We start from the raw sequence: 21,635 nt of genomic DNA, 5'->3' as shown, positions 1-21,635 counted from the left end.
CTCACAGTTCACTCGGACGCTATCGCGGTCGAGGTTCGGTGCTCAGCCCCTCTTTCGGGGGAGAAGGCCACAGATTTCCAGATCAGCACTGCTCGCCGATGTCGCTCCCGTTCACGTATCTCCATTCATTGAGTAACCCCCGTCGGCCGCGCGCTGACGATGGCGCGGCGCTCGTCGGGCCAGCCGATCCATCCGCGAACGTCCATCTCGTACGCGGTTCCGACGTGCAGCGAGCGTCCGAGCGCTTCTGCTTCCTGCTCGTCCAGGCCGCCTCCACCGCCGGTGACCTGCAGCTGTCCGCAGGTTGTGGTGTCGATGTCGTAGACGGTGCCGAGGTACCCGGACCTGCCATAGGTGTCGTGGTGGCTGTCGTCAGCAATGACGCAGACCATTTCGGCGCGGGTCTGCCACCAGATGTTGGATGCGACCGCATCGACCGCGAGCCCGACGAACGTCAGACCGACGGCGGTGAGGGCGAAGATCATCGTGATGAAGCTCGTCCGCCGCACCCACGGCTTGGCATTCGCTCCGTACCGGGCCGGCAGCGACTTCGCGAACTGCTCCGGTGTCCGCTTGTCCAGCGGCACCATCTCGAAGCCGGCCTGCAGCCGGTCCGCGAGCGACCTCCGCGCCATCGTGCCCTCCCCAGCTGATCGTAAGCGGCGGAGCGCCCCAACGACGTCGCACCGCGACGAGGTTAGACAACGCCCCGCCCTTCACTCCCCCCGCTCCAACAGCACCTTCACCTTCCGCTGGTGCCAGACGATCGGGGCGGGGAGTTCGTCGCTCATCATGGCGAGCACGCGGAGGACGATGATGTCGTGGTCGCCGGCGGGGTAGCTGTGCTCGACGACGCACTCCAGCCAGGTGGGCGAGCCCTCCAGGAAGACCGCGCCGGACGGGAGTTCGGCCTTGCGAACTCCGCGGAGGCGGTTCTGCTTGTCTCGGGAGGCGAGCTGGCTGGTCTTGCCGGCGTGGTCCTCTCCGAGGATGGAGACGCCGATCGTGGGCGCGACGGCGAGGGTGGGCCAGGTGGTCGAGCTGCGCTGGGCGGCGAAGGAGACCATGGGCGGGTCGTAGGAGACGCCGACCGAGAAGGAGGAGGCGATCATCACCACCGGCTCGCCGCCGATGGTGGCGGCGAGGGCGGCGACGCCGGACGGGAAGCCGGCGAAGGCGGCCCGCATCTCCTCCGGGTCCGAGGTGAAGTCGTACGTCATCGTCATCGTGACCGGTCCTCCCGCAGCGAAGCCCGCAGTGACGCGTGGATGGCGGGGGCCCACGCGTCCACCCACTTGTCGAGCGCCCCCTCCTCGGCGTACTTCGAGTCGAGCTGGTAGAGGCCCTGGGCCGGGCAGACCGCGCCGAGCTCGACCAGCACGGGCTTCAGCGTGAGCTCGGGGGCGAGCGCGTGCGCGGGGCCGCCGCCCAGCATCAGGGGGACGCCGACCTGGCCGGCGAGGCCGGTGGCGGTCGGGAACTGGTCGAGGAAGAGCTTGAGCAGACCGGTGTAGGTGCCCTTGTAGGTGGGGGATGCGGCGATCACGAGGTCCGCATCCTGCACGGCGGCGACGGCCGAGGCGACGACGGGGTCGCCGAAGCGGAGGAGGCCGGCGCCCAGCTCGGACACCTCGATGGTCGTCGCGGTCACCCCGAGGGCGGCGGCGAGGCGCTCGGCGGCGTCCCGGGTGCGCGACTGCGGCTTGGGGTTGCCCACGATGACGGCGGCGGTGAACATCAGGAGACCTTCCTTTCGTGTGGATGCCGGGCCCCGGCGAGCAGGGAGCGGGCCTCCCGCTCGTCCTGGCGCATGGCCTCGACCAGTTCGCCCGGGCTCGCGAAAGCCCGCTGCGTGCGCAGCAGCCGGTCCGCGGTCACCTCGGCGCGGAACCCGTACAGGTCGCCGGAGAAGTCGAGCACGTGCACCTCGACGGTGTGCGCGCGGCCGGGGAAGGTGTCGTTCGTCCCGACCGAGATCAACGCGGGCAGCGGCTCGCTCCACGACTCGGCGCGGAAGCCGCCGACGTAGACGCCGTCCGCGGGCGTGCTCGAGGGCTCCTCCAGGTCGAGGTTCGCGGTCGGGAAGCCGAGGGCGAGGCCCGCGCCGGCGCCTCCGACGACCGTGCCGACGAGGACGCCTCGGCCGCCGTCGGCGTCCACGGGGGTGACGCGGAGGAGCGCGGCGGCCACGATGCTCAGCACCCCGACGAGCGCGAGCACGGCCAGCGCGACGGCGTTGCCGGTCCACGCGAGCACGACCGCGGTCGCGGCGCTGCCGAGCACTGCGCCGAGCTGCTTCACCGAGTTGAAGGCGCCGGAGGCGGCGCCGATCGACGACCGCTCGACCGAGCTGACCGTGGCGATGGAGAACGGCGACCAGAGGAACGAGTTCGCGATCCCGAACAGGGCGAACACCGCGGCGATGGCCCAGAGCGGTGCACCGACCCAGACCAGGGCGGCCGTCCCGCCGATCGAGAGCACGAGCGCGACGCCGCCGATCACCGCGACGACCCGCAGCCCGACGGTGTTGTTCAGCCGGGCCGAGACGGGCGCCGCGAACAGGCAGACGAGGCCCATCGGCACCAGCACGATCGAGGCGGTGACGACATCCAGACCGCGATCCTCTTGCAGCGCCAGCATCAACGGGATGGGCGCGGAGCCCACACAGAACGCGGCCGCCGCCGCACCCCACGACGACGTGACGAAGCCGTGGCTGCGGAACAGCGACACCGGCAGCAGCGCACGGTCGCCCGACCGGCGCTGCAGCCACACGACGCTCACCACGAGCACAGTGCCGAGCACGACCAGCAGCCAGCGCGGGATGCCGGCGACCGAGGCCGAGGCCTCATCCGTTCCCTGGATGCCGACCACGAGGGCCGCGACCCCGACGGCGTTGCCCGCCATCGCCCAGAGCGGGATGCGCGCGGGCTGACGCTCCGACACCGGCACCCACACCAGCACGGCGGCCGCCGTGATCAGCCCGATGGGCAGATTCACCCAGAAGATCGACGGCCAGCCGGCGGCCCCGACGAGCAGGCCACCGAGGATGGGGCCGGCGACCGTGGCGGCGCCGCCGACGGCACCCCAGATCCCGAGCGCGACCGCGAGCCGCGGCGGGGCGAACAGCGTCCGGATGATGGTGAGGCACTGCGGGCTCATCAGCGCGGCCCCGACACCCTGCGCGACGCGCCAGCCGATCAGGGAGCCGACGTCCTGCGACAGCGCGCAGAGCACGGACCCGGTGGTGAACGCGGCCAGCCCGACCAGGTAGATGCGCCGCCGGCCGAACCGGTCGCCCAGCCTCCCGGCGATCAGCAGGGGCACCGCGTAGGCGATCAGGTAGCCGCTGTTGACCCAGATGGCGAGGGTCGCCGTCGTGCCCAGACCGGCGATCAGGGCGGGAAGGGCGACTGAGGTGATGGTGCTGTCCAGCAGCAGCATGAAGAAGCCGAGGCAGAGGCTGGCGAGAGCCAGCCAGTCCCGCGTCGATCGCCGCACAGCGCCACCCACCTCAGACCGCCAGGTTCTCGCGGAGCGTCGAGCCGGGGTACCGCGGCGCGAGGGCACCGCGGCGACGCAGCTCCGGCACGAGCAGCTCGCTCAGGTCGGCGAGACCGGACGGCATCGAGAGGGGACTCGACAGCATGTAGCCGCCGCGCGAACCGGTCTGGGCGAAGTTCTCCTCCAGGGCGTCGGCCACGGTCGCGGCGTCGCCGACGACGGTGTGGTCGAGACCGCTTGCGGCCTCGAAGCCGTGCTCGAAGAACTCGGTCCGGCCGATCGTGTAGTCCTCGCCGAACTCCGCGACGAGCGCGCCGACGAAACCGCCGGGGCTCGCCTGGGCCGCGACGATCTCATCCCGCAGCTCGCCCAGCCGGAACGACTCGGGCAGCGTCGAGAAGTCGTACCCGGAGTTGTGCGAGAGCATCGTGCCGATGGCCTCCTCCGTCCAGAACTCGAGCACGGCATCCCGCCGCGCCGCCGCCTCCGCCGCGGTGCGGCCGACGATCGCCTGGGTCGCCCACAGGATGCCGACGTGCTCGGGGTCGCGCCCCTCGGCGGTGAGCGCTTCGTCGAGCATGCGGCGGTGACGCTGCTGACCGGGGAGGCTGCCCCCGAAGCCGAAGACGAGGTCGGCGAACGCCGCCGACCCGGCGATGCCGCGCGGCGAGTTCCCGGCCTGCACGATCACCGGATGCACCTGCGGGCTCGGCACCGAGGCGAGCGGACCCTTGACGGTGAAGAACCGGCCGTCGTGGTCGATGGGGTGCACCTTCGACGGGTCGGCGAACCGGCCGGTCACCGGGTCGCGCAGGATCGCGTCCGGCGCCACCGAGTCCCACAGCGCGCGGCAGACGTGGATGAACTCCTCCATCCGCTCGTAGCGCAGGTCGTGGTCGATCAGCTGCGCGTAGCCGTAGTTCGCCGCATCCGCGCCGCGGCTGGAGGCCACGACGTTGAAGGCGATCCGGCCTCCGGTGACGTGGTCGAGCGAGTTGAGCAGGCGGGCGACGTAGAAGGGGTGCATGAAGGTCGACGAGTAGGTCAGCCCGAAACCGATGCTCTCCGTCACCGTCGACATGGCGGCGATGACCGGCGACATGTCCTGCCGCGGCCACTGGATGCCCCACTCGACGGCCGGGTCGATGCTGCCCCGCCAGGTGCTCGGGATGCCGGAGCCGTCGCCGAAGAACAGCATGTCGACGCCGGCGCGCTCCGCGGTCTTCGCGACCTCCAGGTACATGCGCACGTCGGGGAACTGCTGCCCGACCCACGACCCGGGCTGGGCCCAGCGGCCCTCGGTGTGCGTGAAGGAGAGGTCGTAGGCGATGTGCATGCCGCTCAAACGTTCACCTGCTTCCAGAGGGAGACGACCTCGTCGGTGTCCGAGAGGACCGCCACGTTGAGCTCCAGCTGCACGAGCGCGGCCTCGTTGACGGCGAGGTCGTACGCGGCCGTCGCATCCGTCGGCACCACGACAGGCCAGTCGAGCTGCATGGCGTCCTGCGCGGTCGCGTCGACGCAGCACTCGCTGGTGAGGCCCACGATGGTGAGCCAGTCGTAGCCGGCGGCGCGCATCCGCTGGTCGAGGTCGGTGCCGAGGAAGCCGCTGTAGCCGCGCTTGACGACCCGCAGCTCGCCCTCGGCGGGCTGCATCCGGTACCACTCGGCGCCGGGAGAGCCGACGATGCATGGCTCGGTCTCGCCCATGGGGGCGTCGTAGTCGCCCTCGCGCAGCCAGTTGCTCGACCGCCAGGGGCGGGCCGGGTCGCTGCCGAGCTCCACCCAGACCACCGGGACGCCCAGCTCGCGGGCGGAGTCCACCAGGGCGCCGATGCGGGTCACGGTGGCGTCGAGTTCGGCGACGACCTCGTCGGTCAGGCCGTAGGCGCCGAGCGCGTCCGGATCGCCGAAGTCGCGCTGCACGTCCACCACGACCAGGGCCGGGGCGCGCCCGGGCCGGGTCAGCTGCGCGAGCTGCGCCTCGCGGAGGTCGCTCATCGGTCACCGCCCGCGTCGTGCGCGCGCAGGGCAGGGAGGACGGTCTCCCCGAACAGGACCATGTCCTGGTCGTACTCGGGGAAGATCAGCATCAGTCCGTCGAGGTCCGCCTCGCCGACGATGTACTGGATGTGCTCGGTCACGGTCTGCGCAGAGCCGGCCACGTAGGCGGTCTGGAACGCCGCCTCGCCGACCGCGCCGGAGGCCCAGGCGCGGGCCTGGTCCTCCGGCACGCCCCACGATGCCCGCATGTTCGCCAGCGCCTCCCGGTCGACACCGGCGCCCCACTCCTTCACCTTCGCCTCGGCGAGCGCGTCGGTCTCGTCCTGGACGACGGTGAGCATGGAGTACGTCTTGCAGGTGCGGCCGTTCGCCGCGGCCCTGGCGTGGACGTCGGCGGAGAGCTCCTTCATCTCCTCCAGGCTGTCGCCGGCGAGGAAGGCCCCGTCGGCGAACCGTGCCTGGAAGGCGCGCGCGGCCTCCGACTTGCCCGCGCTGATGATGGTCGGCGTCGCCGACGGGTGCGGCCGCGACTCGCAGTCGACCAGGTCGAAGTACGGCGTGTGCATGGTGACGGAGTCCTCCGACCAGAGCCGGGTGACCGCCTCCGTCCACAGCTCCGTCATCGTGTACCGGTCGGCGTGGCTGAGCGCGGGGTCCCAGATACCGAACTGCTCGAACTCCCCGGCGTAGGCGCCATTGACGATGTTCATGCCCGCCCGGCCGCCGGAGACGTCCTGCAGCGTGGCGTACATCTTCGCCGCGATCGCCGGGTTGTGCACGTTGGCGTGCATGGTGGCCCAGATCTTCACCCGCTCGGTGGCCTCGGCCAGCGCCGACATCATGGTCATCGACTCCAGCGACCGGCCCCAGTGATCGGTCGTGCCGCCGAAGCCGCGCCACTTCGCCATCGACATGATGAAGTCGAGCCCGATCTCCTCGGCGTGGAGGGCCGCGCGCTTGTTCCAGGCGTACGTGGCTTCGGGATGCGGTGCGGTGGTGGAGAGCATCCAGCCGCCGTTTCCGATCGGGAGGAAGATCCCATAGTCTTTCGCGGGCATTGGGGGCCTTTCGCTGCGTTCGGTGGTGGGGCTTACGGGGCGGGCCAGATGAGCGTGTCGCCCTTGTAGATGGCCTTGATGTACGAGTCGTCGAACCACTTCTTCGCCTCGTCACCCGTCACGCTGTCCGGGACGATCTGGAACTGGTGCAGCATGTCGACGAGCTTGGTGATGTTGGACTCGTCCATCCCGCCGAGCGGCTGGCCGGGGGTGGGGTTGTCGGCGACGACCTTGGTCTCGGTCTTCCAGATGGTCGCGTTGAGCTTCTTGTCGTACGTGGCGCCGCCGGAGAGGTCGGCCGCGAAGCCGACGCACTTCTCGGTGTTCGCGTCGCTCGAGCTGCAGTAGTCGTAGGCGTGCAGGGCGGCGCGGAGGATGTCCTGAACCGCCGTCGGGTGAGCCTTGGCGAAGGCCGGGTTGACCGCCATCGCGCCGAGCGAGCTGGGGATGCCATACTTGACCGGCTGCCAGACCGTGACCTTGTCGCCGGCCGCCTTCAGCTGGTTGGGCTCGTTGGAGATGAAGCCGGTGAGGGCGGCGAGGCCGTCCTGCTTGCGCGGCAGCACCGAGGGGTCGTAGCCCTCCTTGACCAGCGTGAGCGACTTCCAGTCGACGCCGGCCTTGACCATCATCGCCTCGACCGAGGCCGGGACGTAGCCCTTGTGGCCGACGACCTTGCCATCCAGCTGCTTGAGATCGGTGATGTCGGGATTGGTCATCAGGATGTCGAGGCCCGCGTTCGAGTACGACGAGATGCCCTCGATGTCGATGCCGTTGGCCCGCGCCTGGATGAGGTCCTGCTGGGCGATGGCGGAGACCGACGCCTGCCCGCTGGCGAGCAGCTTCGTGTTCTGCGCGGTGTCGCCGGTTCCCGGCTTCAGCTGCACGTTCAGGCACAGGTCGTCGAAGTAGCCGAGCTTGCTGGCGGCGACGTACTCCAGGATCGAGGCGGACGACTGGAACTGGTAGCCGGAGAGGTACGTGATCGTGCCGGCCTTCTTGTTCTCGGCGCAGCGCTCGGCCGAGATGGCCTTGCCGGACGACGCGGAGTCCGCGGGGGAGCCGGAACTGCACGCGGCGACACCGAGCGTCAGGACGACGGCGGTGAGGGACGCGAGACCGGCCTTGATGAGACGGTGCTGCATGGGTCACTCCTTCTTCGGGGATGGGGTGGTGCAGGGGTGCACGATGGCAGGGGCGGGCCTGGTCGCCGGTCGGCGACAGGTATGGGGAGGCGTGTGGAGGGGCGTAATGCCCCGGCTCAGTCGGTCGAGCTCTCGTGCCAGTGCAGGACGCGGCGCTCGATCAGGGTGATGAGGGCGAGCAGGAGGACGCCCATCACCGCGAGGACGAAGATCGCGGCGTAGACCACGGCGAGCTGGTTCATCGACGACGCGACGCTGATGGCGGTGCCGAGGCCGCCCGTCGACCCGGAGGCGGAGAGCTCGGCGACGACGGCGCCGATGATCGAGAGCGGGAAGACGATCCGCAGGGCCGCGAAGATGTACGGCAGGGCGTTGGGGATGCGGAGGTGGACGAGCATCTCGAGCCGGGAGGCATCCATCGTCTTGTACACCTGCATCACCTGCTGCGGTACCGACCGGAGGCCCACCGCGGTGTTGATGAGGATGGGGAAGAAGCAGATCAGCGCGGTGATGATGAGCTTGGGCAGCGGACCGAAGCCGAACGCGACGACGAGGGCGGGCGCGATCGCCACCAGCGGCGTGACGTTGAGCACGACCGCGATCGGCATGATCGCCCGACGCGCCACCGGCAGCTCGCTGATCAGCACGGCGACCACGAACGCGGCGACGAAGCCGATCGCGAGGCCCGCCGTCGCCTCGCCCAGCGTGATGAGGGCGTTGCCGAGGTAGTAGCCGATGTTGCCGCCCAGCGAGTCCCCGATCGCCTGCAGCGGCGGGAGGAGGTACGGCATGGATGCCGCGCCCCACTGCCACAGCCCGGCGAGGAGGGCGAGCATGACGACCAGCGGCAGCCACACCGTGGGCCGGATCCACGCCAGCCGTGACTTGGGGTGCTTGAGGCTGAACCTCGAGGGCTCGGCGGGGACGCCATCCTGAAGCGAGGGGGACACGGCGGCCCGTTCCGTTGCGACGCTCATCTCGTGACCTCCTACGCCGCGTCCGTCGATCGCCATGCGGAGTGCAGGCGATCCCTGATCAGGTCTTCGTATTCGTGGAAGCGGCGCTCCTCGAACAGCTTCTGGTTGCGCGGCCGCGGCAGGTCGATGTCGATCACGTCGACGATGCGCCCCGGGCGCGGCGCCATCACGACGACGGTGTCGGACATCCGGACCGCCTCGGAGACCGAGTGTGTGACGAACAGGACCGTGGTCTTCAGCTCGTCCCACAGGTCGAGCAGCTGGTCCTGCAGGCTCTCGCGGGTGAACTCGTCGAGGGCGGAGAACGGCTCGTCCATGAGGAGGACATCCGGCTGGAGGCCGAAGGCCCGCACGATCGCCGCGCGCTGCTGCATGCCGCCGGAGAGCTGGGCGGGGAGCTTGTGGGCGGCGTCCGCCAGCCCGGCGCGGTCGAGCAGCTCGAGCATGTCCGGGGACTGGTTGCCGCCGCCGCGCTCGGCCAGGTCGCCGATGCGCTGGCGCCGCTTGGCGGCCCCCGGGTTGATCTTCTGGGGCAGCGTCACGTTCTGCAGCACGGTCAGCCACGGCAGCAGCGCCGGGGTCTGCGGCACGAGCCCGATCAGCTTCGCCGCACCCGCCTCACTAGGCGTCACATCGTGGACGCGGACCTCGCCGCGACCGGCCGACTCGAGCCCGGCGACGATGCGCAGCAGCGTCGACTTGCCGCATCCGCTCGGGCCGATCAGGCTGACGAACCGGCCGGGCTCGACGACCAGGTCGACGTCGTTCAACGCGATCATCGCCGATGGGCCGTACCCGTAGACCTTACCGACCGAAGTCAGCCGAACCGCTGGCGTCACCATCCACACCCTCCATGCCGTGCACGGACCACAGGCCCGTTCCCAGATGGCGGAGAGCGTGCGTAGCGAGTTCGATGTCTGCCACGCGGAGTCCGCTTGATATGACGAAACGCTATCCAGGCAATGTTTCGGCGACCGCGCCCGAATATTGCCTGCGTGTTAACTCTGCTCGCGAAGCGGGACGACGTCCGCGCCGTCGAACAGGTACACCTCGACGCCGAGGTCGGCGGCCGCGACGGCCACCCAGCCGTTGAGCGCACGGGCCGTGACCGCGCTCACCACGACGGCGGCGCGCTCGACCGCCGGGGCCGCGGCGCGCAGCCAGAGGAGCTTGAACATGTCGGCCATCACCTTGTTGCGGTAGGACGGCTTGTAGGACCCCTGGTTCGCGACCAGCTGCACGACGATCGTGCCGGCCGCATCCATGCCCTCGACCTCGACCCGGACGCCCTCGGCGAGCAGCAGCTGGCGCGGACGCAGCGGAGTGCCGAGCCGCTCGCTCAGCGCGGACAGCATCAGCCGCTCCACCGACCCCTCGGCGAAGCGGTTCCACTCCCCCGCGCCGGACCCGTCCGTCCCTGCCATGCCGCCAGGATAGGCGCGGAGGGTTTCGGTCAGGTTTCCGAGGCAGCCCGAGTAAGTCAGGTCTAGCGGCGCCCTGGCCGGACGATGGCGAGCAGGTCGGGCGCGTCCGCGGAAAGCAGTATCCCAGGCACAGTCGCCGCATCATCGATCACGACCATCCGGACCGCGTCGTGCGACCCCAAGGCTCTCAACCAGTCGTCGAGCTGTTCAGCCAGCGCGGACCCGTCCTCCACACGGTTGCGGCGGCGCTCGTAGATAGGTATCAGTTCGGACGCGGGCAGCATCGACATCCTGTACAGCGGGGCGTTCGCGCCGCGAAGATCTTCCTCCACCTCGCTCGCGAGTGGAGCGGAAGAGCCGTGCAAGATCGCCAGCAGATCTTCTCTCGCGATCGCTTCAGCAGCGCTCATCGAGTCGCGACCCGCAATTGCCCGGTGAGCGTCCAGTAGACATCGGTATCGACCACCCCGAGGTTCTCGACGCCATCGATGCCTCCGAGGAACAACGGCACGTCGTAGCCCACGCACTGGTCGAAAGCGAGGGGAAGGTGATCCGGGTTGAGCTCCGACCATTCCTCGAAGAACTGATCCAGCAGCGCTGCGTCACTGCTTTCGACGAGTTCGTCGTCGATCAGCTCGCTGAAGGTCGTCGGAATCTCCAGGGCCATGCCGGTGCCGGGCTCCATCAGGAGCACAAGGGGTTCACCCGAACGCAGTCGTTCCTCATCCAAGACGAACTGACGGCCGAGCCAGTCGAACGCGAACGGCCTGAGTCGACCGCCGTACTCCGGAAACGCCTCGCCGACCACGCTCGCAGCCACCGGCCCGCTGTCTGCGTCGTGCACGCGAAGTAGTCCCCGCTCGAACGTCGTGCCGGAGAAGAGGTGAGCGAAGGATCGATAGCCGCTCGCGAGTTCGAGGCGAGGATCGAGCCACGGCCGGCCCCCGGTCCGGGCGGTCGCCGTGGACCCGAAACGATCGACGAATCTCTCGAACATGCTCAAGTCCTACCAGACACTCGGTGGGCGCTCACCGACCGTTCCTTTCGGGGAAGAACCGTCCGAGATCGTAGTTCTCCACCCGCTCGGCCAGCATTCTCGGCGAGTTGCCCGCCGAGTTGACGTGATCGGGATCCGCGCCACGCCGCAGGAGCGCTTCGATGATGGTCCCGTCACCCCGCGAACGGATGGTCGCGCCCCACAGCGGGGTATTGCCCCACGCATTCTCGACCTCAAGATCCGCACCCGCGTCGAGCAGCGCGGTGACCGCATCCAGGTCCCCCAAGGAGGCGGCCAGGAAGAGAGCCGTGTTGCCGCTACTGTCCTGCTCGTCGATATCCGCGCCCGCCCGGAGCACCTCGGCGATCCTCTCGGGGCCGCCGTGGGCGGCTACGGCGTCGTGCAGGGCGGTCGTCCGCGGGAGTTTGGCGCTTTTCGTCATTCGGCGGCTCCGATCCGGCGCGTCACAGAAGTGACCCTCGATAAGGATCACGCATGTCGAGGTCGGACTCCTCGAGGATCGCTTCGAATGCGTCGATTCCGGAACGGAGCACGAAGTCCGCCTCCGCTTGCGTGATCGGCATCAACCAGGGGAACAGGACCCGGCCGGCCGGCCCGTCGAGAATGAAGAAGTCCGAGTCCTGGTACACCGGCGCGACTGACATCAGAGCGTTCATGTCCGAATCGGGGAACACCCGACCGCGCCGCCTCAGGACTTGGGAGCGCCCCGGAGCCCGATGAGACCCGACCACGTCCAGGGCGACATCGCAGATCCGCGATTCGGCGAGTTCGGACAGCGCGGCGGGGACGAGCATCATCAGTTCGATCCGTGTGCTCCTCTCGGTTGCCATCGCAAGGACGTGCGAGCTGAGACCTCGCGTCACGACCGGCGAGAAGCCGCCCTCGTCCGGCTCGAAGGTGAGCAGGTCGAACTCGACCTCGACGCCTTCCGGCACACCGGAGAACGTGCGAACACCCTCCAGGCACCCCAAGTGCGCTCTGAGGTGGCGGTCGAGCTCCTTCACGAACGGAGTCCTCCTCTGTCGGGTCCTCCGCGCCCGGCTCCCCAGGCGGCCTCCGCCCGATCCAACAGCTCTGCCGATTCCGAATGCCGTAGCCGTCGGGCCAAGTCGGCCGCACGCATTCCCGCGAAAGGACCCTTGGACGCAGGCAGAGCAGGACGCGGATCGGCGCCGGCCTCCAGAAGCAGCTCGACGGTCTCCGCGTCGCCCGATTCGGCAGCGTCCATAAAGACTGTCGCCACGTGCAGGCTCATGGACTACCGACCTCCTCCTGCGTTGTGGAGCGTTCGCGGAGCGTGACGTCTGGTGTCTCCCCCGATGATGCCCGCGCCGACTATAGGGCCCGGCCGCTTCTGTCAGGAAGTCCTGGGTGGTGAAGAAGTTCTCAGGGAGTGCGCGGACGCCAGGGCCGGCGTCGGGTCGGCTACGCCGAGTCCCCGATGGGGTACCTGCTCTCGGAGCCGGCTCGGTCCGGCTGGGCCAGCCCCGCCAGCATCCGGAGCTTCTCGTCGCTCTCGCTGCCGGCGTCGGGGTAGTAGACGACGAGGATGACGCCGCCGACGGGGAGCTTGTCGCGGTGGAGGCGCAGCTCGCCGACCACGGGGTGGTCGATCAGGGCGGTTCCGCCCTCCAGGTTGTGCACGTCGTGGCGGGCCCAGAGGGCGCGGAAGCGCTCGCTCGAGATGGCGAGCTCGCCGACCAGTTCGACGAAGCGAGCGTCGTCGACGTCGTCGGCGATGTTCGCGCGGAGGGCGGCGACCATGCCCGCGGTGGCGGCGGACCAGTCGCGCTGGAAGGCCTGCTCCTCGGGGTCGAGCAGCAGCGAGCGGAGGCGGTTGTGGCCGGGGCGCAGGCGCGGGGAGAGGGCGACGGCCAGGTCGTTGGAGGCGAGCACATCGAACGACCGGCCCTCCACGAACGCCGGGACGCCGATGCTCGCCAGCAGGTGGTGCAGGCGCTCGGGCACCCGCTCCTCCACCCGGCGGCGGCGGGCCGTGCGCGGGCGGTCGGCGCCGAGTCCGACGAGGTAGGCGCTCTCGACGTCGTCGAGCTGCAGCACGCGCGCCAGCGACTCGAGCACCTGCACCGACGGGTGGGCGTCGCGGCCGCGTTCGAGCCGCAGGTAGTAGTCGGCGCTGATGCCGGCGAGCATCGCGACCTCCTCGCGGCGGAGTCCGGGGACGCGCCGGTTGTCGCCGACCGGGAGGCCCACCTGCGCCGGGGTGACGAGGTCGCGGCGGGCGCGCAGGTACGCGCCGAGCCTGTTTGTGCGGTCGTCGTCCGTCATGGACTCACGCTAACGCGCGCCGGGGCGGGATGGGGGTGCCCTGCCAGGACCCCGGATCGCCGGGGCTCTGCCGCGGGTGCGCGGCGCGAGGAATGCTCGATCCCGCGCCCGGCGACCGTCCGGGCGCAGAGAGAAAGGCACATTCGCATGGACATCAGCACTCGCACCGTCTTCATCGCGGGCGGAACCTCCGGCATCGGGCGTGAGCTGGCGCGCCGGTTCGCCGCGGCGGGCAGCACGGTCGTGGTCGGCGGGCGCGACAGCGACGCCCTGGCGGCGGCCGCGGAGCAGGGATTCGGCGCGGTCCGCATCGACGTGACCGACGCCGCGTCGGTCGCGGAGGCGCGCGACGCGGTGCTCGCCGCGCATCCCGGGCTGGACACGGTCATCGTCATGTCCGGCGTCATGCTCATGGAGGACCTCCGGGATCCGGAGCACTACGCCGCGGCCGAGACCACCGTCGAGACCAACCTGCTGGGCACCATCCGCGTGATCGATGCGTTCACCCCGCACCTGATCGCCCACGGCAGCGGGACGATCGTGACGGTCACCTCCGGGATCGCGTACCTGCCGTTCCCGCCGATGGCGACGTACGCGGCGTCGAAGGCCGGCGTGCACGCCTACTCCGAGGCGCTGCGCGTGCAGCTGGCGTCGAGCGGGATCGACGTGGTCGAGCTGGTGCCGCCGGCGGTCGCGTCGAGCGGCCAGGAGCGGGTCAACCCGCACGCGCTCGACCTCGGCGACTTCGCCACCGAGGTGATGGACCTGCTCGGCCAGGAGCCGACGCCCAAGCAGATCCTCGTCCAGGGCGTCCAGATGCACCGCTGGGCGGAGAAGAACGGCACGTACGACGAACTCGTCGCGCAGCGGGCGCAGTTCGTCTTCGACCAGCAGGCGAAGGGCTGAGCCTCAGCGGGCGGGCGCCGTCGGCACGGACCCGGCCGGTGCCCCGCCGAGGGGCGCGCCGACCGGCGCCTCGACGGGCCGGGTGGGCTGGGCGAGCAGCACGATGAGGACGATGAGCCCTGCGATCGGGAGCAGCAGCCAGAAGACGTGACCCCAGCCATACCCGGCGTCGCGCAGCCGCCGGACGGTCACCGCGAGCAGCGGCAGCGCGGCCGCGGCGCCGAACGCCGCCGCCAGGCTGCTGCCGAAGTACACGACGCCGTTCGGAGTGGCGATGTTGAGGGCGGCCAGCGCCGCGGCGGCCAGATACACGAACAGGGCGAACCACCAGAACTCCGGCCGTCTAGCCGCGCCGGTGAACTCCGCGTACTTGCGGAAGTCCGCCTGGATGGCCTCGAAGAACGTCATGGCGTCCACGTCCCCTTACGTCTCGTCGGAGTGGGCGAGCTGCTCCGGCTCCCCGGTGGCGGCGAGGATCGCCTCCTCCACCCGGTGCTCGCTGCGGTGGGGCCGGTCGACCGCGAACAGGTAGATCGCATCCAGGACCCCGAGGGTGTTGGAGAGCAGCAGGGTCACGAACCACGGCTTGCTCCCGTTGCGCGCGGCGCGCCAGAGGGACGCGCCCTTCCAGGCGAGGCTCCACACGACGACAGCCCCGATCACGACCTTGCCGCCCGGCGGAAGCTCCGGGAACGACATCGCGCCCATGCTCTGCGTCTTCGCTTTCATACGTCAAGCCAAGCGCCCGCAGGGGCCGGTGCGAAGGGCCGAAAGTCCTAACGGACGTGCGGTTTTCCGCGGGAGGCTCGACACACGAGCCGAGGTGAGGAGCACGCATGCTGATGGAGCTGACCCGCGACGAGATCGACGACGTGCTGGCAGACCAGATCGTCGGCCGGCTGGGGCTGGTCGACGGCTCGACCCCCTACGTCGTGCCCATCTCGTACGCGTACCGCGACGGCGACATCTACGCCCACAGCGCGCAGGGCCGCAAGCTGGACGCGCTGCGGTCGCACCCGGAAGTGTGCTTCGAGGTGGACGACGTCTCCAGCGTCGACGACTGGCGCAGCGTGATCGCCTGGGGGTTCTTCGAGCAGCTGGTCGGCGCCGACGCGCGGGAGGGCCTCGACATCCTGCTCGACCGCTTCCGCCCGGTGTTCGCGGAGGCCGGCGCCGAGCACCCGGGCGCGGAGATCGGGATGATGCGCACGCTCGACATCCCACGCTCCGCGTCGGCCGGGCCCGACCTCGGGCGGCCGGGTTCGTCCGCGGCGGTCTACCGCATCCGGCTGGAGACCGTGACCGGTCGGGCGGAGCGCCCGCGATGAGCGACGGGAGGACCGTCGTCGGCTTCGACGGCACGGCGTCCGCCTGGCGGGCGCTGGACTGGGCCGCCCTGCGCGTCGGTGCGCGCGGTGGCACCCTCGACGTCGTGATGGCCCTCGACACGCGGCTCGGCGCCGCCGTCTTCGGGCCGCACACAGATCTCTCGGTCACGGTGGAGGCCGAGCTCCGGCAGGCGCGCGCCCACGTCGCGTCGCTCGTGCCGGGGGTCTCCGCCGAGTTCCGCTGGGTGGACGGGCCGCCGGCCGGCGCTCTGCTGCGCGCGGCCGAGGGCGCGTCGCTGCTCGCCGTCGGCACGGACCGGCGGATCGACGGGTCGGGCGCCCGCATCGGCTCCCTCCCCCTCCGGGTCGCGGCGAAGGCGGAGTGCACGGTCGCGATCATCCCGGACACCCCTCCGCCGAAGCGGAACGTCGTGGTGGTCGGCATCGACCGGTCGAGCTTCGCCCGGTCGGCGCTGGCGCTCGCGGTCACCGAGGCGAGCTGGCTGGGCGCAGACATCGAGGCGGTGCACACGTGGGATGTTCCGCAAGTCTTCCAGCGCGCCCTCGACGAGGGGCAGACGCTGGACAAGGACTTCCTGGCGCGGGAGCAGACGGTGGTCGCCGACGCGATCGCCGACGTGCCGATCGCGCGCGAGGCGCCGATCACCCCGCTCGTCGTGCGGAGGAACCCCGCGACGGCCCTGATCGAGCGCGGAAGGGGCGCCGCGCTCGTCGTCGTCGGCACCCGAGGCCGCGGACGGCTCGCGGCGACGATGCTCGGCTCGGTCAGCCACGATCTGTTGCTCGACCTGCCGTGTCCGGTGCTGGTGACGCCGAAGGAGTACGCGTTCGTCGTCCCCGAGACCGTCGCGGACAGCTGAGGGGGCGGTCATGCAGCCATCGAGGACGGTCTCGCCTCCCATCGTCTGCGGCGTCGACGGCTCGGAGGAGTCGCGCAGGGCCCTGCACGAGGCGGCACGGCTGGCCGAGGCGCTCGGCACCCGGCTGGAGGTCGTGATGGCCTGGCAGCACTCCACGTCGATGTACGACGCGTACTACCCGGAGCCGGGACGTGGGCCGAAAGCGGTCGCGTACGGCGTGCTCGAGGAGCTGGTCCGCGGGGAGTTCGGGGACGCGCGGCCCGAGTGGGTGCACCTGCACGCCGAGCTCGGGCACGCGGGGGGCGTGCTCGTCGAGGCGGCGAAGGACGCGGCGATGCTCGTCGTCGGGAGCAGGGGGCTGAGCGGACTGGCGTCGCCGTTCCTCGGCTCCGTCAGCCTGTACTGCGCGACCCAGGCGCCTTGCCCGGTGCTGGTGGTCAGACCGGAGGGAAGACCATGAACGAAGGGACGGTGGTCGGCTGGGACGGCTCGCTCGAGGCCGAGCAGGCGCTGGAGTGGGCGGTGCGCCGAGCCGAGCAGAACGACGACGCCATCCTGCTGGTGGATGTCGAGGACGACGAGAAGCCGATCCCCGGCCGCGTGGTCACACCGGAGATGGTGGCACGACGGCACGAGGCCGCGGACGAGCGTGCCGCGCGGGTGAGCGACGAGCATCCTGGGCTGCGGGTGAACACCCACATCATGGCGGGCGATCGGGTGGAGGAGCTTCGCCGGTTCTCCCGGCCGGACAACCTGGTCGTCGTCGGCACGGGTCAGCGCAGCGGGCCGCGCGCCCGCTACCACTGGTCGCTCGGCGCGCGCCTCGCCGCGACGGCGCGCGGGGCCGTGGCGGTAGTGCCCGCGCTGCCGGAGGAGGGCCGCACGAGCGTCGTGGTCGGTGTCGACGGGTCGGAGGTGTCGCTCAAGGCGGCGCGCTTCGCCGCGCGGGAGGCGCGCCGGCTCGGGCACGAGCTGGTCGTGGTGCACTCCTGGCTCGACCCGCTGGTGAGCGTCTCGGGCGCGGTGTCGGAGGGTCCGCTGCTCGGCGAGCTGGAGGAGGAGCACAAGGCGATGCTGGACTCGGTGGTCGGCAGCCTGCGCAGCGCCAACCCCGACCTGACGGTCACGCCGCGGCTGGTGCGCGACCAGGTGTACTACGCGCTCGCCGGCCCGGTCCACTCCGCGTCGCTGCTCGTGCTCGGGACGCAGCAGCACCGCGGCGTCGACCGCTTCCTGCTCGGATCGGTGAGCCACGCGATGATCCTGCACATCGAGGTGCCGACCGTGGTCGTCACCCCAGGCTGCCTGGTGTGAACCGTGCCCCCGGCTCAGATACCCCAGTCGTCGAACTCGTCGGCGGGCATCGCGATGGCCTCGGCCGTGGCCGCGCCGGCGGCGGGCTCGGGGTCGGAGTCCGGCTCGTCGCGCCGCTCGATGAAGACCGGCAGCCCCGGGCTGACCAGCGCATCCACCGCGCCCATCTCGACGAACTCGCCTCCGTTGCGCACCGCCTCGAGGAGGCGGCCCCTGACCTGTTCGATGTCGCCGTCCCCCACGACGAACCGTCGCCCCGCGATGGTGATGATGTGCCGTGGCACGCGGCATCTCCTGACTGATGGGCCCGCGCAGGGGCTGTTTTCGGCCGACGTCGGAAGGCGCGCACATTGCCGCGTCGGCGTCGCGCAGAGTTTACCTGCACGGGCTGTGCATCCCTAGCCGATCGAGAAACTGGAGGGTTCTCTCATGGCAGACAGCAGAAGCACCCGGGTGGTCGAGAGCGCGGGGCCGTGGGGCTTCGTGTTCCTGCTCGCCTACATCGGCGCCGCGATCTACTTCGTCTCCGTCTCGGACGGCTCGTTCTGGGGCGTCATCCTGGGGCTGCTGGAGGCGTTCGTCTGGCCGGTGTACGTCACCTATCACGTGCTGGTGCTGCTGGGGGCGTGACCGGGAAGCTCTCCGGGTCGACGACCAGGAGGTCGTGGACCGCGCTGACGTGCGGCGACGCCCACGCGGTGCGCACCGCCTGGGCGCGCTCCGCCCACGAGCCGACATGCCCGCTGAGCGTGATCTCGGTGCCGTCCACGGTCACCCGGATGCGGCGGGCGTCGAGGATCGCGCTGCGCGTGATCGCGTTGCCGATCTGCTCCAGCACGTCCTCCGCCTGCGGCCGGCGGGTCAGCTCGATGCGGTTGTCCACCTCGTGCACGCCGTAGATGTGCTGCACCGCGGTCTTGGCGGCCACGCGCTGGTAGTCCCACTCCACGCTCCCGGTGAGCACCACGCGGTGCCCCTGCACTTCGGCGCGGATGCCCTGCTGCGGGACGTTCGCCGTCCAGGCCAGGATCGCGTCGACCGCCGCGGCGAGCTTGTGCCCGCTCGGCTCGCCGTCCCCGCCTTTCAGCCGCAGCTCGTCGGCGACCGTCCGGACCCCCGCGACACGCTCGGCGGCCCCGACCGCGGCGATGCGCTCGTGCAGCGACGAGACGTCACCGGTCAGGGTGACCACGCCGTCGTCGACGGCGACCCCGATGGAGGGGCTCTGCACCTCGGGCGTCCAGGCGAGCTCCGCCTCGACGGCCTCCCGGACCCTGAGCTGCTCGTGCGCGCGCGCCTTGTCGCTCGGTGCGGGCTCCGGCGCCGGCGTCTCTCTCGTCATGCTCATGCTGTCCATGGCGACGAGCCTGCCGCTCCCGCGCAACCGGCGAGAAGGCCGAAGGTCCCCTCAGGCCCTGCCGCGGTGGTCGAGCTGCAGCACGGCCGCCTGCGTCCGCCGCTCCAGGCCGAGCTTGGCCAGCAGCGAGCTGACGTAGTTCTTCACCGTCTTCTCCGCGAGGCCCAGGCGCTCCCCGATCTGGCGGTTGGTGAGTCCGTCGGCGATGAGGGCGAGCACCTGCCGCTCCCGCAGCCCGAGCGACTCGAACCGCGGGTCGTCCGCCGGCTCCCGCAGCTGCGACGAGACCCGGGAGGCGACGCGCGGGTCGATCAGGCGCTTGCCGCGGGCCGCGGCGCGGATGTCGTCGAGCAGCGAACTGCCCCGGATGTCCTTGATCACGTACCCGTCGGCTCCGGCGATGACGGCGGCCCGCAGCGCGTCCTCGTCGTCGTACGCGGTCAGCATCAGACACCGGATGCCGGGCTCGTCCTGCTTGATGCGGCGGCAGACGTCGATACCGCTGCCGTCCGGGAGGCGCACGTCGAGCACGGCGACGTCGGGCCGCACCGCGAGGATGCGGGCCCGCGCCTGGGCAGCGGTGGCCGCTTCGCCGACGACCTCCAGGTCCTCCTGCGCGTCGATGAGGGCGACCAGCCCGCGGCGGACGATCTCGTGGTCGTCCGCGAGGAAGACGCGGATGGCCGTTCCGTTCATATGGTACCTCTCGTCGTCGGCACGGGGACGCTGAGCCCGAGCCGGGTGCCGTCGGCGCCGGAGTCGACGGTCAGTGCGCCGCCCCTCCGCTTCGCCCTCTCATCCAGGTTGCCCAGGCCGCTGCGGCGGGTGGTGTCGCCGATGCCGTGACCGTCGTCGGCGATCACGACCAGGATCTCGTCGCCGGAAGCCGCCACCGAGACGGAGGCCGATGTGGCGCCCGCGTGACGGACGACGTTGGTGAGCCCCTCGCGCACGAACGCGGCGATGTCGTCGGCGAGGCCGGGCTCCGACACGACGTCGACCGGGCCGGAGAACGACACCGTGGCGGGTGCCGGCAGTCCGCCTCCCACCTCTCGCACGATGTCGAGCACGCGGTGGCGGAGGCTGTCCGCACCGTTGTGCTGGTGGGAGAGCGCGAAGATCGCCGTGCGGATCTCGGCGATCGCCTGGTCGATGGAGGCGACCGCGCCGTCCACCCGGTCGGCGAGCGCACCGGGGCCGAGCATGGACTCGACGCTCTGCAGCTCGAGACCGGCCCCGAACAGCTGCTGGATGACGTGGTCGTGCAGGTCGCGCGCGATGCGGGCGCGCTCCTCCAGCAGCAGGGCGCGCTGCCGGTCGGCACGGGCCGCGGCGAGTTCGAGCGCGAGCGACGCCTGCCGGGCGAGTCCCGTCGCCCGCTCCAGCTCGAACGCGCTGAAGCGGGGTGCGCCCGTCGGCCGTACGACGACGAGCGCCGCGGGCCGGTCGTCGGCCAGCGCGAACGGCGCGACCAGCGCGGGCCCGGGCGGCCAGCCGGCCACCTCGGTCGCGACCCGCAGAGCGTCCAGGCGGAGCGGCTGCGCCCCTTCGAGAGCGCTCCGCACCTGGTCCACCTCGACGGCCGCCTCGGCCAGCGCCCTGTCGTCGTCGGCCACCGTGGTCACCCGGGCCGCCGGCTCCTCGGGGTCGAGCTGGACGACGAAGGCGGCGCGCGCTCCGACCAGCGCGGAAATGCGCCCGATCAGCTCTCCCAGCGCGTCCGGGGCCTCGCCGCCGAGTACGGAGGCCGTCATCTCCGCGGCGGACGCGGTCCAGGCCTGGCGGGCGGACGACTCCGCGTAGAGCCGGGCGTTGTCGATGGCGAAACCGGCGGTCGCGGCCAGGGACCGCACCAGCTGCTCGTCGTCCTCGCTGAAGCCGCCGGACTCGGGGTCGGTCAGGTACAGGTTGCCGTAGACGGTGTCGCGCACCGTGATCGGGACGCCGAGGAACGCGGTCATCGGCGGGTGGTGGGCCGGGAAGCCGGCCGACCGCGGGTCGTCGGCGATCGAGTCGATGCGGATCGGGCGCGGGTCGTCGATGAGGGCGCCGAGCAGGCCGTGGCCCTCCGGCAGGTGGCCGATGCGTTCGACATCTGCCTGCGGCATCCCGACGTGGATGAACTGCTCCAGTCCGCCCGTCTCAGCGATGACGCCGAGCGCTCCGTAGTGCGCTCCGACCAGGTCGACCGCGGCCTCCACGATGGTCCGCAGCACGGTCGGCAGCTCGAGGTGGGAGACAACGGCACTGTTCGCACGCATCAGCGTTCGCAGTCTGCCCTGGGTCTGGAGGACACGGTTCGCCTGCTCCACGAGCTGCGAGAGAGCGTTGTCCAGCTCAGCCCGGGGTGCATCCGGGAACGTGATCGGCTCGTCGCCCGCCATTCGGAACCACCCCCTTCCAGGTTCCGCCACGATGGCAGCAGGGAATGGG

Annotated in this window: 28 protein-coding genes; 6 read left to right on the top strand and 22 right to left on the bottom strand. The window is 70.9% G+C overall.

Going from position 1 to position 21,635, the window contains the following annotated elements; genetic code table 11:
* Nucleotides 1-125 precede the first annotated feature (125 nt).
* From P5G59_RS06760 to P5G59_RS06685, 16 genes are all read right to left on the bottom strand, one after another.
* Nucleotides 126-635 (bottom strand): hypothetical protein, encoded by a 510-nt coding sequence (locus P5G59_RS06760; protein WP_301217227.1) that lies wholly within the window; start codon nt 633-635, stop codon nt 126-128.
* 81 nt (nt 636-716) lie between these two features.
* A complete protein-coding gene (locus P5G59_RS06755; RefSeq protein ID WP_301217225.1) occupies nt 717-1,226 on the bottom strand; it encodes a flavin reductase family protein in 510 nt (169 codons plus the stop codon).
* Complete coding sequence (locus tag P5G59_RS06750; RefSeq protein ID WP_301217223.1) at nt 1,223-1,738, bottom strand: NAD(P)H-dependent oxidoreductase; 516 nt, start codon at nt 1,736-1,738, stop codon at nt 1,223-1,225. Before P5G59_RS06750 ends, P5G59_RS06755 begins: the two co-directional genes overlap by 4 nt.
* On the bottom strand, nt 1,738-3,498 hold the full coding sequence (locus P5G59_RS06745) for an MDR family MFS transporter (RefSeq protein ID WP_301217221.1): 1,761 nt from the start codon (nt 3,496-3,498) through the stop codon (nt 1,738-1,740). The genes P5G59_RS06750 and P5G59_RS06745 overlap by 1 nt, the downstream gene beginning before the upstream one ends.
* Before the next feature lie 13 nt (nt 3,499-3,511).
* Nucleotides 3,512-4,837: an NtaA/DmoA family FMN-dependent monooxygenase gene (locus P5G59_RS06740; protein WP_301218782.1), complete on the bottom strand. Its 1,326-nt coding sequence runs from the start codon at nt 4,835-4,837 to the stop codon at nt 3,512-3,514.
* A gap of 5 nt (nt 4,838-4,842) precedes the next feature.
* Nucleotides 4,843-5,502: a cysteine hydrolase family protein gene (locus tag P5G59_RS06735; RefSeq protein ID WP_301217219.1), complete on the bottom strand. Its 660-nt coding sequence runs from the start codon at nt 5,500-5,502 to the stop codon at nt 4,843-4,845.
* Nucleotides 5,499-6,563 carry an LLM class flavin-dependent oxidoreductase gene (locus tag P5G59_RS06730; RefSeq protein WP_175336904.1) on the bottom strand — a complete coding sequence of 355 codons (1,065 nt, stop codon included), beginning with the start codon at nt 6,561-6,563 and terminating at the stop codon, nt 5,499-5,501. The genes P5G59_RS06735 and P5G59_RS06730 overlap by 4 nt, the downstream gene beginning before the upstream one ends.
* Nucleotides 6,564-6,595: 32 nt before the next feature.
* Entirely contained in the window at nt 6,596-7,708 is a 1,113-nt protein-coding gene (locus P5G59_RS06725) for an ABC transporter substrate-binding protein (RefSeq protein WP_301217215.1), read from the bottom strand.
* 116 nt (nt 7,709-7,824) lie between these two features.
* The gene (locus P5G59_RS06720) at nt 7,825-8,685 is read right to left on the bottom strand and encodes an ABC transporter permease (RefSeq protein WP_301217214.1); all 861 of its coding nucleotides are present in this window, start codon (nt 8,683-8,685) and stop codon (nt 7,825-7,827) included.
* Nucleotides 8,686-8,696: 11 nt separating this feature from the next.
* Nucleotides 8,697-9,464 (bottom strand): ABC transporter ATP-binding protein, encoded by a 768-nt coding sequence (locus P5G59_RS06715; protein WP_301217212.1) that lies wholly within the window; start codon nt 9,462-9,464, stop codon nt 8,697-8,699.
* A 219-nt stretch (nt 9,465-9,683) separates the two neighbouring features.
* Nucleotides 9,684-10,109, bottom strand: coding sequence for a hypothetical protein (locus P5G59_RS06710; RefSeq protein WP_301217210.1), 426 nt, complete (start codon nt 10,107-10,109; stop codon nt 9,684-9,686).
* Nucleotides 10,110-10,171: 62 nt separating this feature from the next.
* On the bottom strand, nt 10,172-10,519 hold the full coding sequence (locus P5G59_RS06705) for a hypothetical protein (protein ID WP_301217208.1): 348 nt from the start codon (nt 10,517-10,519) through the stop codon (nt 10,172-10,174).
* A complete protein-coding gene (locus P5G59_RS06700; protein WP_301217206.1) occupies nt 10,516-11,106 on the bottom strand; it encodes a T6SS immunity protein Tdi1 domain-containing protein in 591 nt (196 codons plus the stop codon). The genes P5G59_RS06705 and P5G59_RS06700 overlap by 4 nt, the downstream gene beginning before the upstream one ends.
* Nucleotides 11,107-11,137: 31 nt before the next feature.
* Nucleotides 11,138-11,548: an ankyrin repeat domain-containing protein gene (locus P5G59_RS06695; RefSeq protein ID WP_301217204.1), complete on the bottom strand. Its 411-nt coding sequence runs from the start codon at nt 11,546-11,548 to the stop codon at nt 11,138-11,140.
* A 22-nt stretch (nt 11,549-11,570) separates the two neighbouring features.
* A complete protein-coding gene (locus tag P5G59_RS06690; protein ID WP_301217202.1) occupies nt 11,571-12,131 on the bottom strand; it encodes a suppressor of fused domain protein in 561 nt (186 codons plus the stop codon).
* A 421-nt stretch (nt 12,132-12,552) separates the two neighbouring features.
* Nucleotides 12,553-13,416 (bottom strand): helix-turn-helix transcriptional regulator, encoded by an 864-nt coding sequence (locus tag P5G59_RS06685; protein ID WP_301217200.1) that lies wholly within the window; start codon nt 13,414-13,416, stop codon nt 12,553-12,555.
* Nucleotides 13,417-13,563: 147 nt separating this feature from the next.
* Between P5G59_RS06685 and P5G59_RS06680 the strand changes: the two genes are divergently transcribed.
* Nucleotides 13,564-14,322 carry an SDR family oxidoreductase gene (locus tag P5G59_RS06680; protein ID WP_301217199.1) on the top strand — a complete coding sequence of 253 codons (759 nt, stop codon included), beginning with the start codon at nt 13,564-13,566 and terminating at the stop codon, nt 14,320-14,322.
* Nucleotides 14,323-14,325: 3 nt separating this feature from the next.
* On the opposite strand, the gene P5G59_RS06675 is transcribed toward P5G59_RS06680, so the two are convergent.
* Together P5G59_RS06675 and P5G59_RS06670 are read right to left on the bottom strand one after the other, a co-directional pair.
* On the bottom strand, nt 14,326-14,730 hold the full coding sequence (locus P5G59_RS06675; RefSeq protein ID WP_301217197.1) for a DUF805 domain-containing protein: 405 nt from the start codon (nt 14,728-14,730) through the stop codon (nt 14,326-14,328).
* Nucleotides 14,731-14,745: 15 nt separating this feature from the next.
* A complete protein-coding gene (locus P5G59_RS06670) occupies nt 14,746-15,051 on the bottom strand; it encodes a DUF5652 family protein (RefSeq protein ID WP_301217195.1) in 306 nt (101 codons plus the stop codon).
* Nucleotides 15,052-15,158: 107 nt separating this feature from the next.
* On the opposite strand from P5G59_RS06670, the gene P5G59_RS06665 reads away from it, so the two are divergent.
* Genes P5G59_RS06665 through P5G59_RS06650 form a run of 4 tightly spaced genes read left to right on the top strand, consistent with a single transcriptional unit; the run spans nt 15,159 to nt 17,845 of the window.
* Nucleotides 15,159-15,650: a pyridoxamine 5'-phosphate oxidase family protein gene (locus P5G59_RS06665; protein WP_301217193.1), complete on the top strand. Its 492-nt coding sequence runs from the start codon at nt 15,159-15,161 to the stop codon at nt 15,648-15,650.
* Entirely contained in the window at nt 15,647-16,531 is an 885-nt protein-coding gene (locus tag P5G59_RS06660; protein ID WP_301217191.1) for a universal stress protein, read from the top strand. Before P5G59_RS06665 ends, P5G59_RS06660 begins: the two co-directional genes overlap by 4 nt.
* A gap of 10 nt (nt 16,532-16,541) precedes the next feature.
* On the top strand, nt 16,542-16,991 hold the full coding sequence (locus P5G59_RS06655) for a universal stress protein (RefSeq protein WP_301217189.1): 450 nt from the start codon (nt 16,542-16,544) through the stop codon (nt 16,989-16,991).
* Complete coding sequence (locus P5G59_RS06650) at nt 16,988-17,845, top strand: universal stress protein (RefSeq protein ID WP_301217187.1); 858 nt, start codon at nt 16,988-16,990, stop codon at nt 17,843-17,845. Before P5G59_RS06655 ends, P5G59_RS06650 begins: the two co-directional genes overlap by 4 nt.
* A gap of 14 nt (nt 17,846-17,859) precedes the next feature.
* On the opposite strand, the gene P5G59_RS06645 is transcribed toward P5G59_RS06650, so the two are convergent.
* Nucleotides 17,860-18,129 (bottom strand): hypothetical protein, encoded by a 270-nt coding sequence (locus P5G59_RS06645; protein WP_301217185.1) that lies wholly within the window; start codon nt 18,127-18,129, stop codon nt 17,860-17,862.
* Between the two features lie 145 nt (nt 18,130-18,274).
* Between P5G59_RS06645 and P5G59_RS06640 the strand changes: the two genes are divergently transcribed.
* Nucleotides 18,275-18,475 carry a hypothetical protein gene (locus P5G59_RS06640; RefSeq protein ID WP_301217183.1) on the top strand — a complete coding sequence of 67 codons (201 nt, stop codon included), beginning with the start codon at nt 18,275-18,277 and terminating at the stop codon, nt 18,473-18,475.
* Here P5G59_RS06640 and P5G59_RS06635 read toward each other — a convergent pair.
* The 3 genes from P5G59_RS06635 to P5G59_RS06625 are packed head-to-tail and all read right to left on the bottom strand — an operon-like array spanning nt 18,441 to nt 21,586.
* Entirely contained in the window at nt 18,441-19,193 is a 753-nt protein-coding gene (locus P5G59_RS06635) for a BON domain-containing protein (RefSeq protein ID WP_301217181.1), read from the bottom strand. The genes P5G59_RS06640 and P5G59_RS06635 overlap by 35 nt on opposite strands.
* 60 nt (nt 19,194-19,253) lie before the next feature.
* Entirely contained in the window at nt 19,254-19,898 is a 645-nt protein-coding gene (locus P5G59_RS06630; protein WP_301217179.1) for a response regulator, read from the bottom strand.
* Nucleotides 19,895-21,586: a GAF domain-containing protein gene (locus P5G59_RS06625; protein WP_301217177.1), complete on the bottom strand. Its 1,692-nt coding sequence runs from the start codon at nt 21,584-21,586 to the stop codon at nt 19,895-19,897. Before P5G59_RS06625 ends, P5G59_RS06630 begins: the two co-directional genes overlap by 4 nt.
* Nucleotides 21,587-21,635 lie beyond the last annotated feature (49 nt).

Source organism: Leifsonia virtsii, from assembly GCF_030433675.1.
Lineage (GTDB): Bacteria > Actinomycetota > Actinomycetes > Actinomycetales > Microbacteriaceae > Leifsonia > Leifsonia virtsii.
The sequence above is the reverse complement of the archived record's forward strand: the minus strand, read 5'-3'. Positions and strand labels throughout refer to the sequence as shown.

Excerpts from the sequence above, each read along its gene's own strand:
- P5G59_RS06760 (WP_301217227.1), bottom strand. The coding sequence starts at position 635 with ATGGCGCGGAGGTCGCTCGCGGACCGGCTGCAGGCCGGCTTCGAGATG.
- P5G59_RS06755 (WP_301217225.1), bottom strand. The coding sequence starts at position 1,226 with ATGACGATGACGTACGACTTCACCTCGGACCCGGAGGAGATGCGGGCC.
- P5G59_RS06750 (WP_301217223.1), bottom strand. The coding sequence starts at position 1,738 with ATGTTCACCGCCGCCGTCATCGTGGGCAACCCCAAGCCGCAGTCGCGC.
- P5G59_RS06740 (WP_301218782.1), bottom strand. The coding sequence starts at position 4,837 with ATGCACATCGCCTACGACCTCTCCTTCACGCACACCGAGGGCCGCTGG.
- P5G59_RS06735 (WP_301217219.1), bottom strand. The coding sequence starts at position 5,502 with ATGAGCGACCTCCGCGAGGCGCAGCTCGCGCAGCTGACCCGGCCCGGG.
- P5G59_RS06730 (WP_175336904.1), bottom strand. The coding sequence starts at position 6,563 with ATGCCCGCGAAAGACTATGGGATCTTCCTCCCGATCGGAAACGGCGGC.
- P5G59_RS06725 (WP_301217215.1), bottom strand. The coding sequence starts at position 7,708 with ATGCAGCACCGTCTCATCAAGGCCGGTCTCGCGTCCCTCACCGCCGTC.
- P5G59_RS06720 (WP_301217214.1), bottom strand. The coding sequence starts at position 8,685 with ATGAGCGTCGCAACGGAACGGGCCGCCGTGTCCCCCTCGCTTCAGGAT.
- P5G59_RS06715 (WP_301217212.1), bottom strand. The coding sequence starts at position 9,464 with ATGATCGCGTTGAACGACGTCGACCTGGTCGTCGAGCCCGGCCGGTTC.
- P5G59_RS06710 (WP_301217210.1), bottom strand. The coding sequence starts at position 10,109 with ATGGCAGGGACGGACGGGTCCGGCGCGGGGGAGTGGAACCGCTTCGCC.
- P5G59_RS06705 (WP_301217208.1), bottom strand. The coding sequence starts at position 10,519 with ATGAGCGCTGCTGAAGCGATCGCGAGAGAAGATCTGCTGGCGATCTTG.
- P5G59_RS06700 (WP_301217206.1), bottom strand. The coding sequence starts at position 11,106 with ATGTTCGAGAGATTCGTCGATCGTTTCGGGTCCACGGCGACCGCCCGG.
- P5G59_RS06695 (WP_301217204.1), bottom strand. The coding sequence starts at position 11,548 with ATGACGAAAAGCGCCAAACTCCCGCGGACGACCGCCCTGCACGACGCC.
- P5G59_RS06685 (WP_301217200.1), bottom strand. The coding sequence starts at position 13,416 with ATGACGGACGACGACCGCACAAACAGGCTCGGCGCGTACCTGCGCGCC.
- P5G59_RS06680 (WP_301217199.1), top strand. The coding sequence starts at position 13,564 with ATGGACATCAGCACTCGCACCGTCTTCATCGCGGGCGGAACCTCCGGC.
- P5G59_RS06675 (WP_301217197.1), bottom strand. The coding sequence starts at position 14,730 with ATGACGTTCTTCGAGGCCATCCAGGCGGACTTCCGCAAGTACGCGGAG.
- P5G59_RS06670 (WP_301217195.1), bottom strand. The coding sequence starts at position 15,051 with ATGAAAGCGAAGACGCAGAGCATGGGCGCGATGTCGTTCCCGGAGCTT.
- P5G59_RS06665 (WP_301217193.1), top strand. The coding sequence starts at position 15,159 with ATGCTGATGGAGCTGACCCGCGACGAGATCGACGACGTGCTGGCAGAC.
- P5G59_RS06660 (WP_301217191.1), top strand. The coding sequence starts at position 15,647 with ATGAGCGACGGGAGGACCGTCGTCGGCTTCGACGGCACGGCGTCCGCC.
- P5G59_RS06655 (WP_301217189.1), top strand. The coding sequence starts at position 16,542 with ATGCAGCCATCGAGGACGGTCTCGCCTCCCATCGTCTGCGGCGTCGAC.
- P5G59_RS06650 (WP_301217187.1), top strand. The coding sequence starts at position 16,988 with ATGAACGAAGGGACGGTGGTCGGCTGGGACGGCTCGCTCGAGGCCGAG.
- P5G59_RS06640 (WP_301217183.1), top strand. The coding sequence starts at position 18,275 with ATGGCAGACAGCAGAAGCACCCGGGTGGTCGAGAGCGCGGGGCCGTGG.
- P5G59_RS06635 (WP_301217181.1), bottom strand. The coding sequence starts at position 19,193 with ATGAGCATGACGAGAGAGACGCCGGCGCCGGAGCCCGCACCGAGCGAC.
- P5G59_RS06630 (WP_301217179.1), bottom strand. The coding sequence starts at position 19,898 with ATGAACGGAACGGCCATCCGCGTCTTCCTCGCGGACGACCACGAGATC.
- P5G59_RS06625 (WP_301217177.1), bottom strand. The coding sequence starts at position 21,586 with ATGGCGGGCGACGAGCCGATCACGTTCCCGGATGCACCCCGGGCTGAG.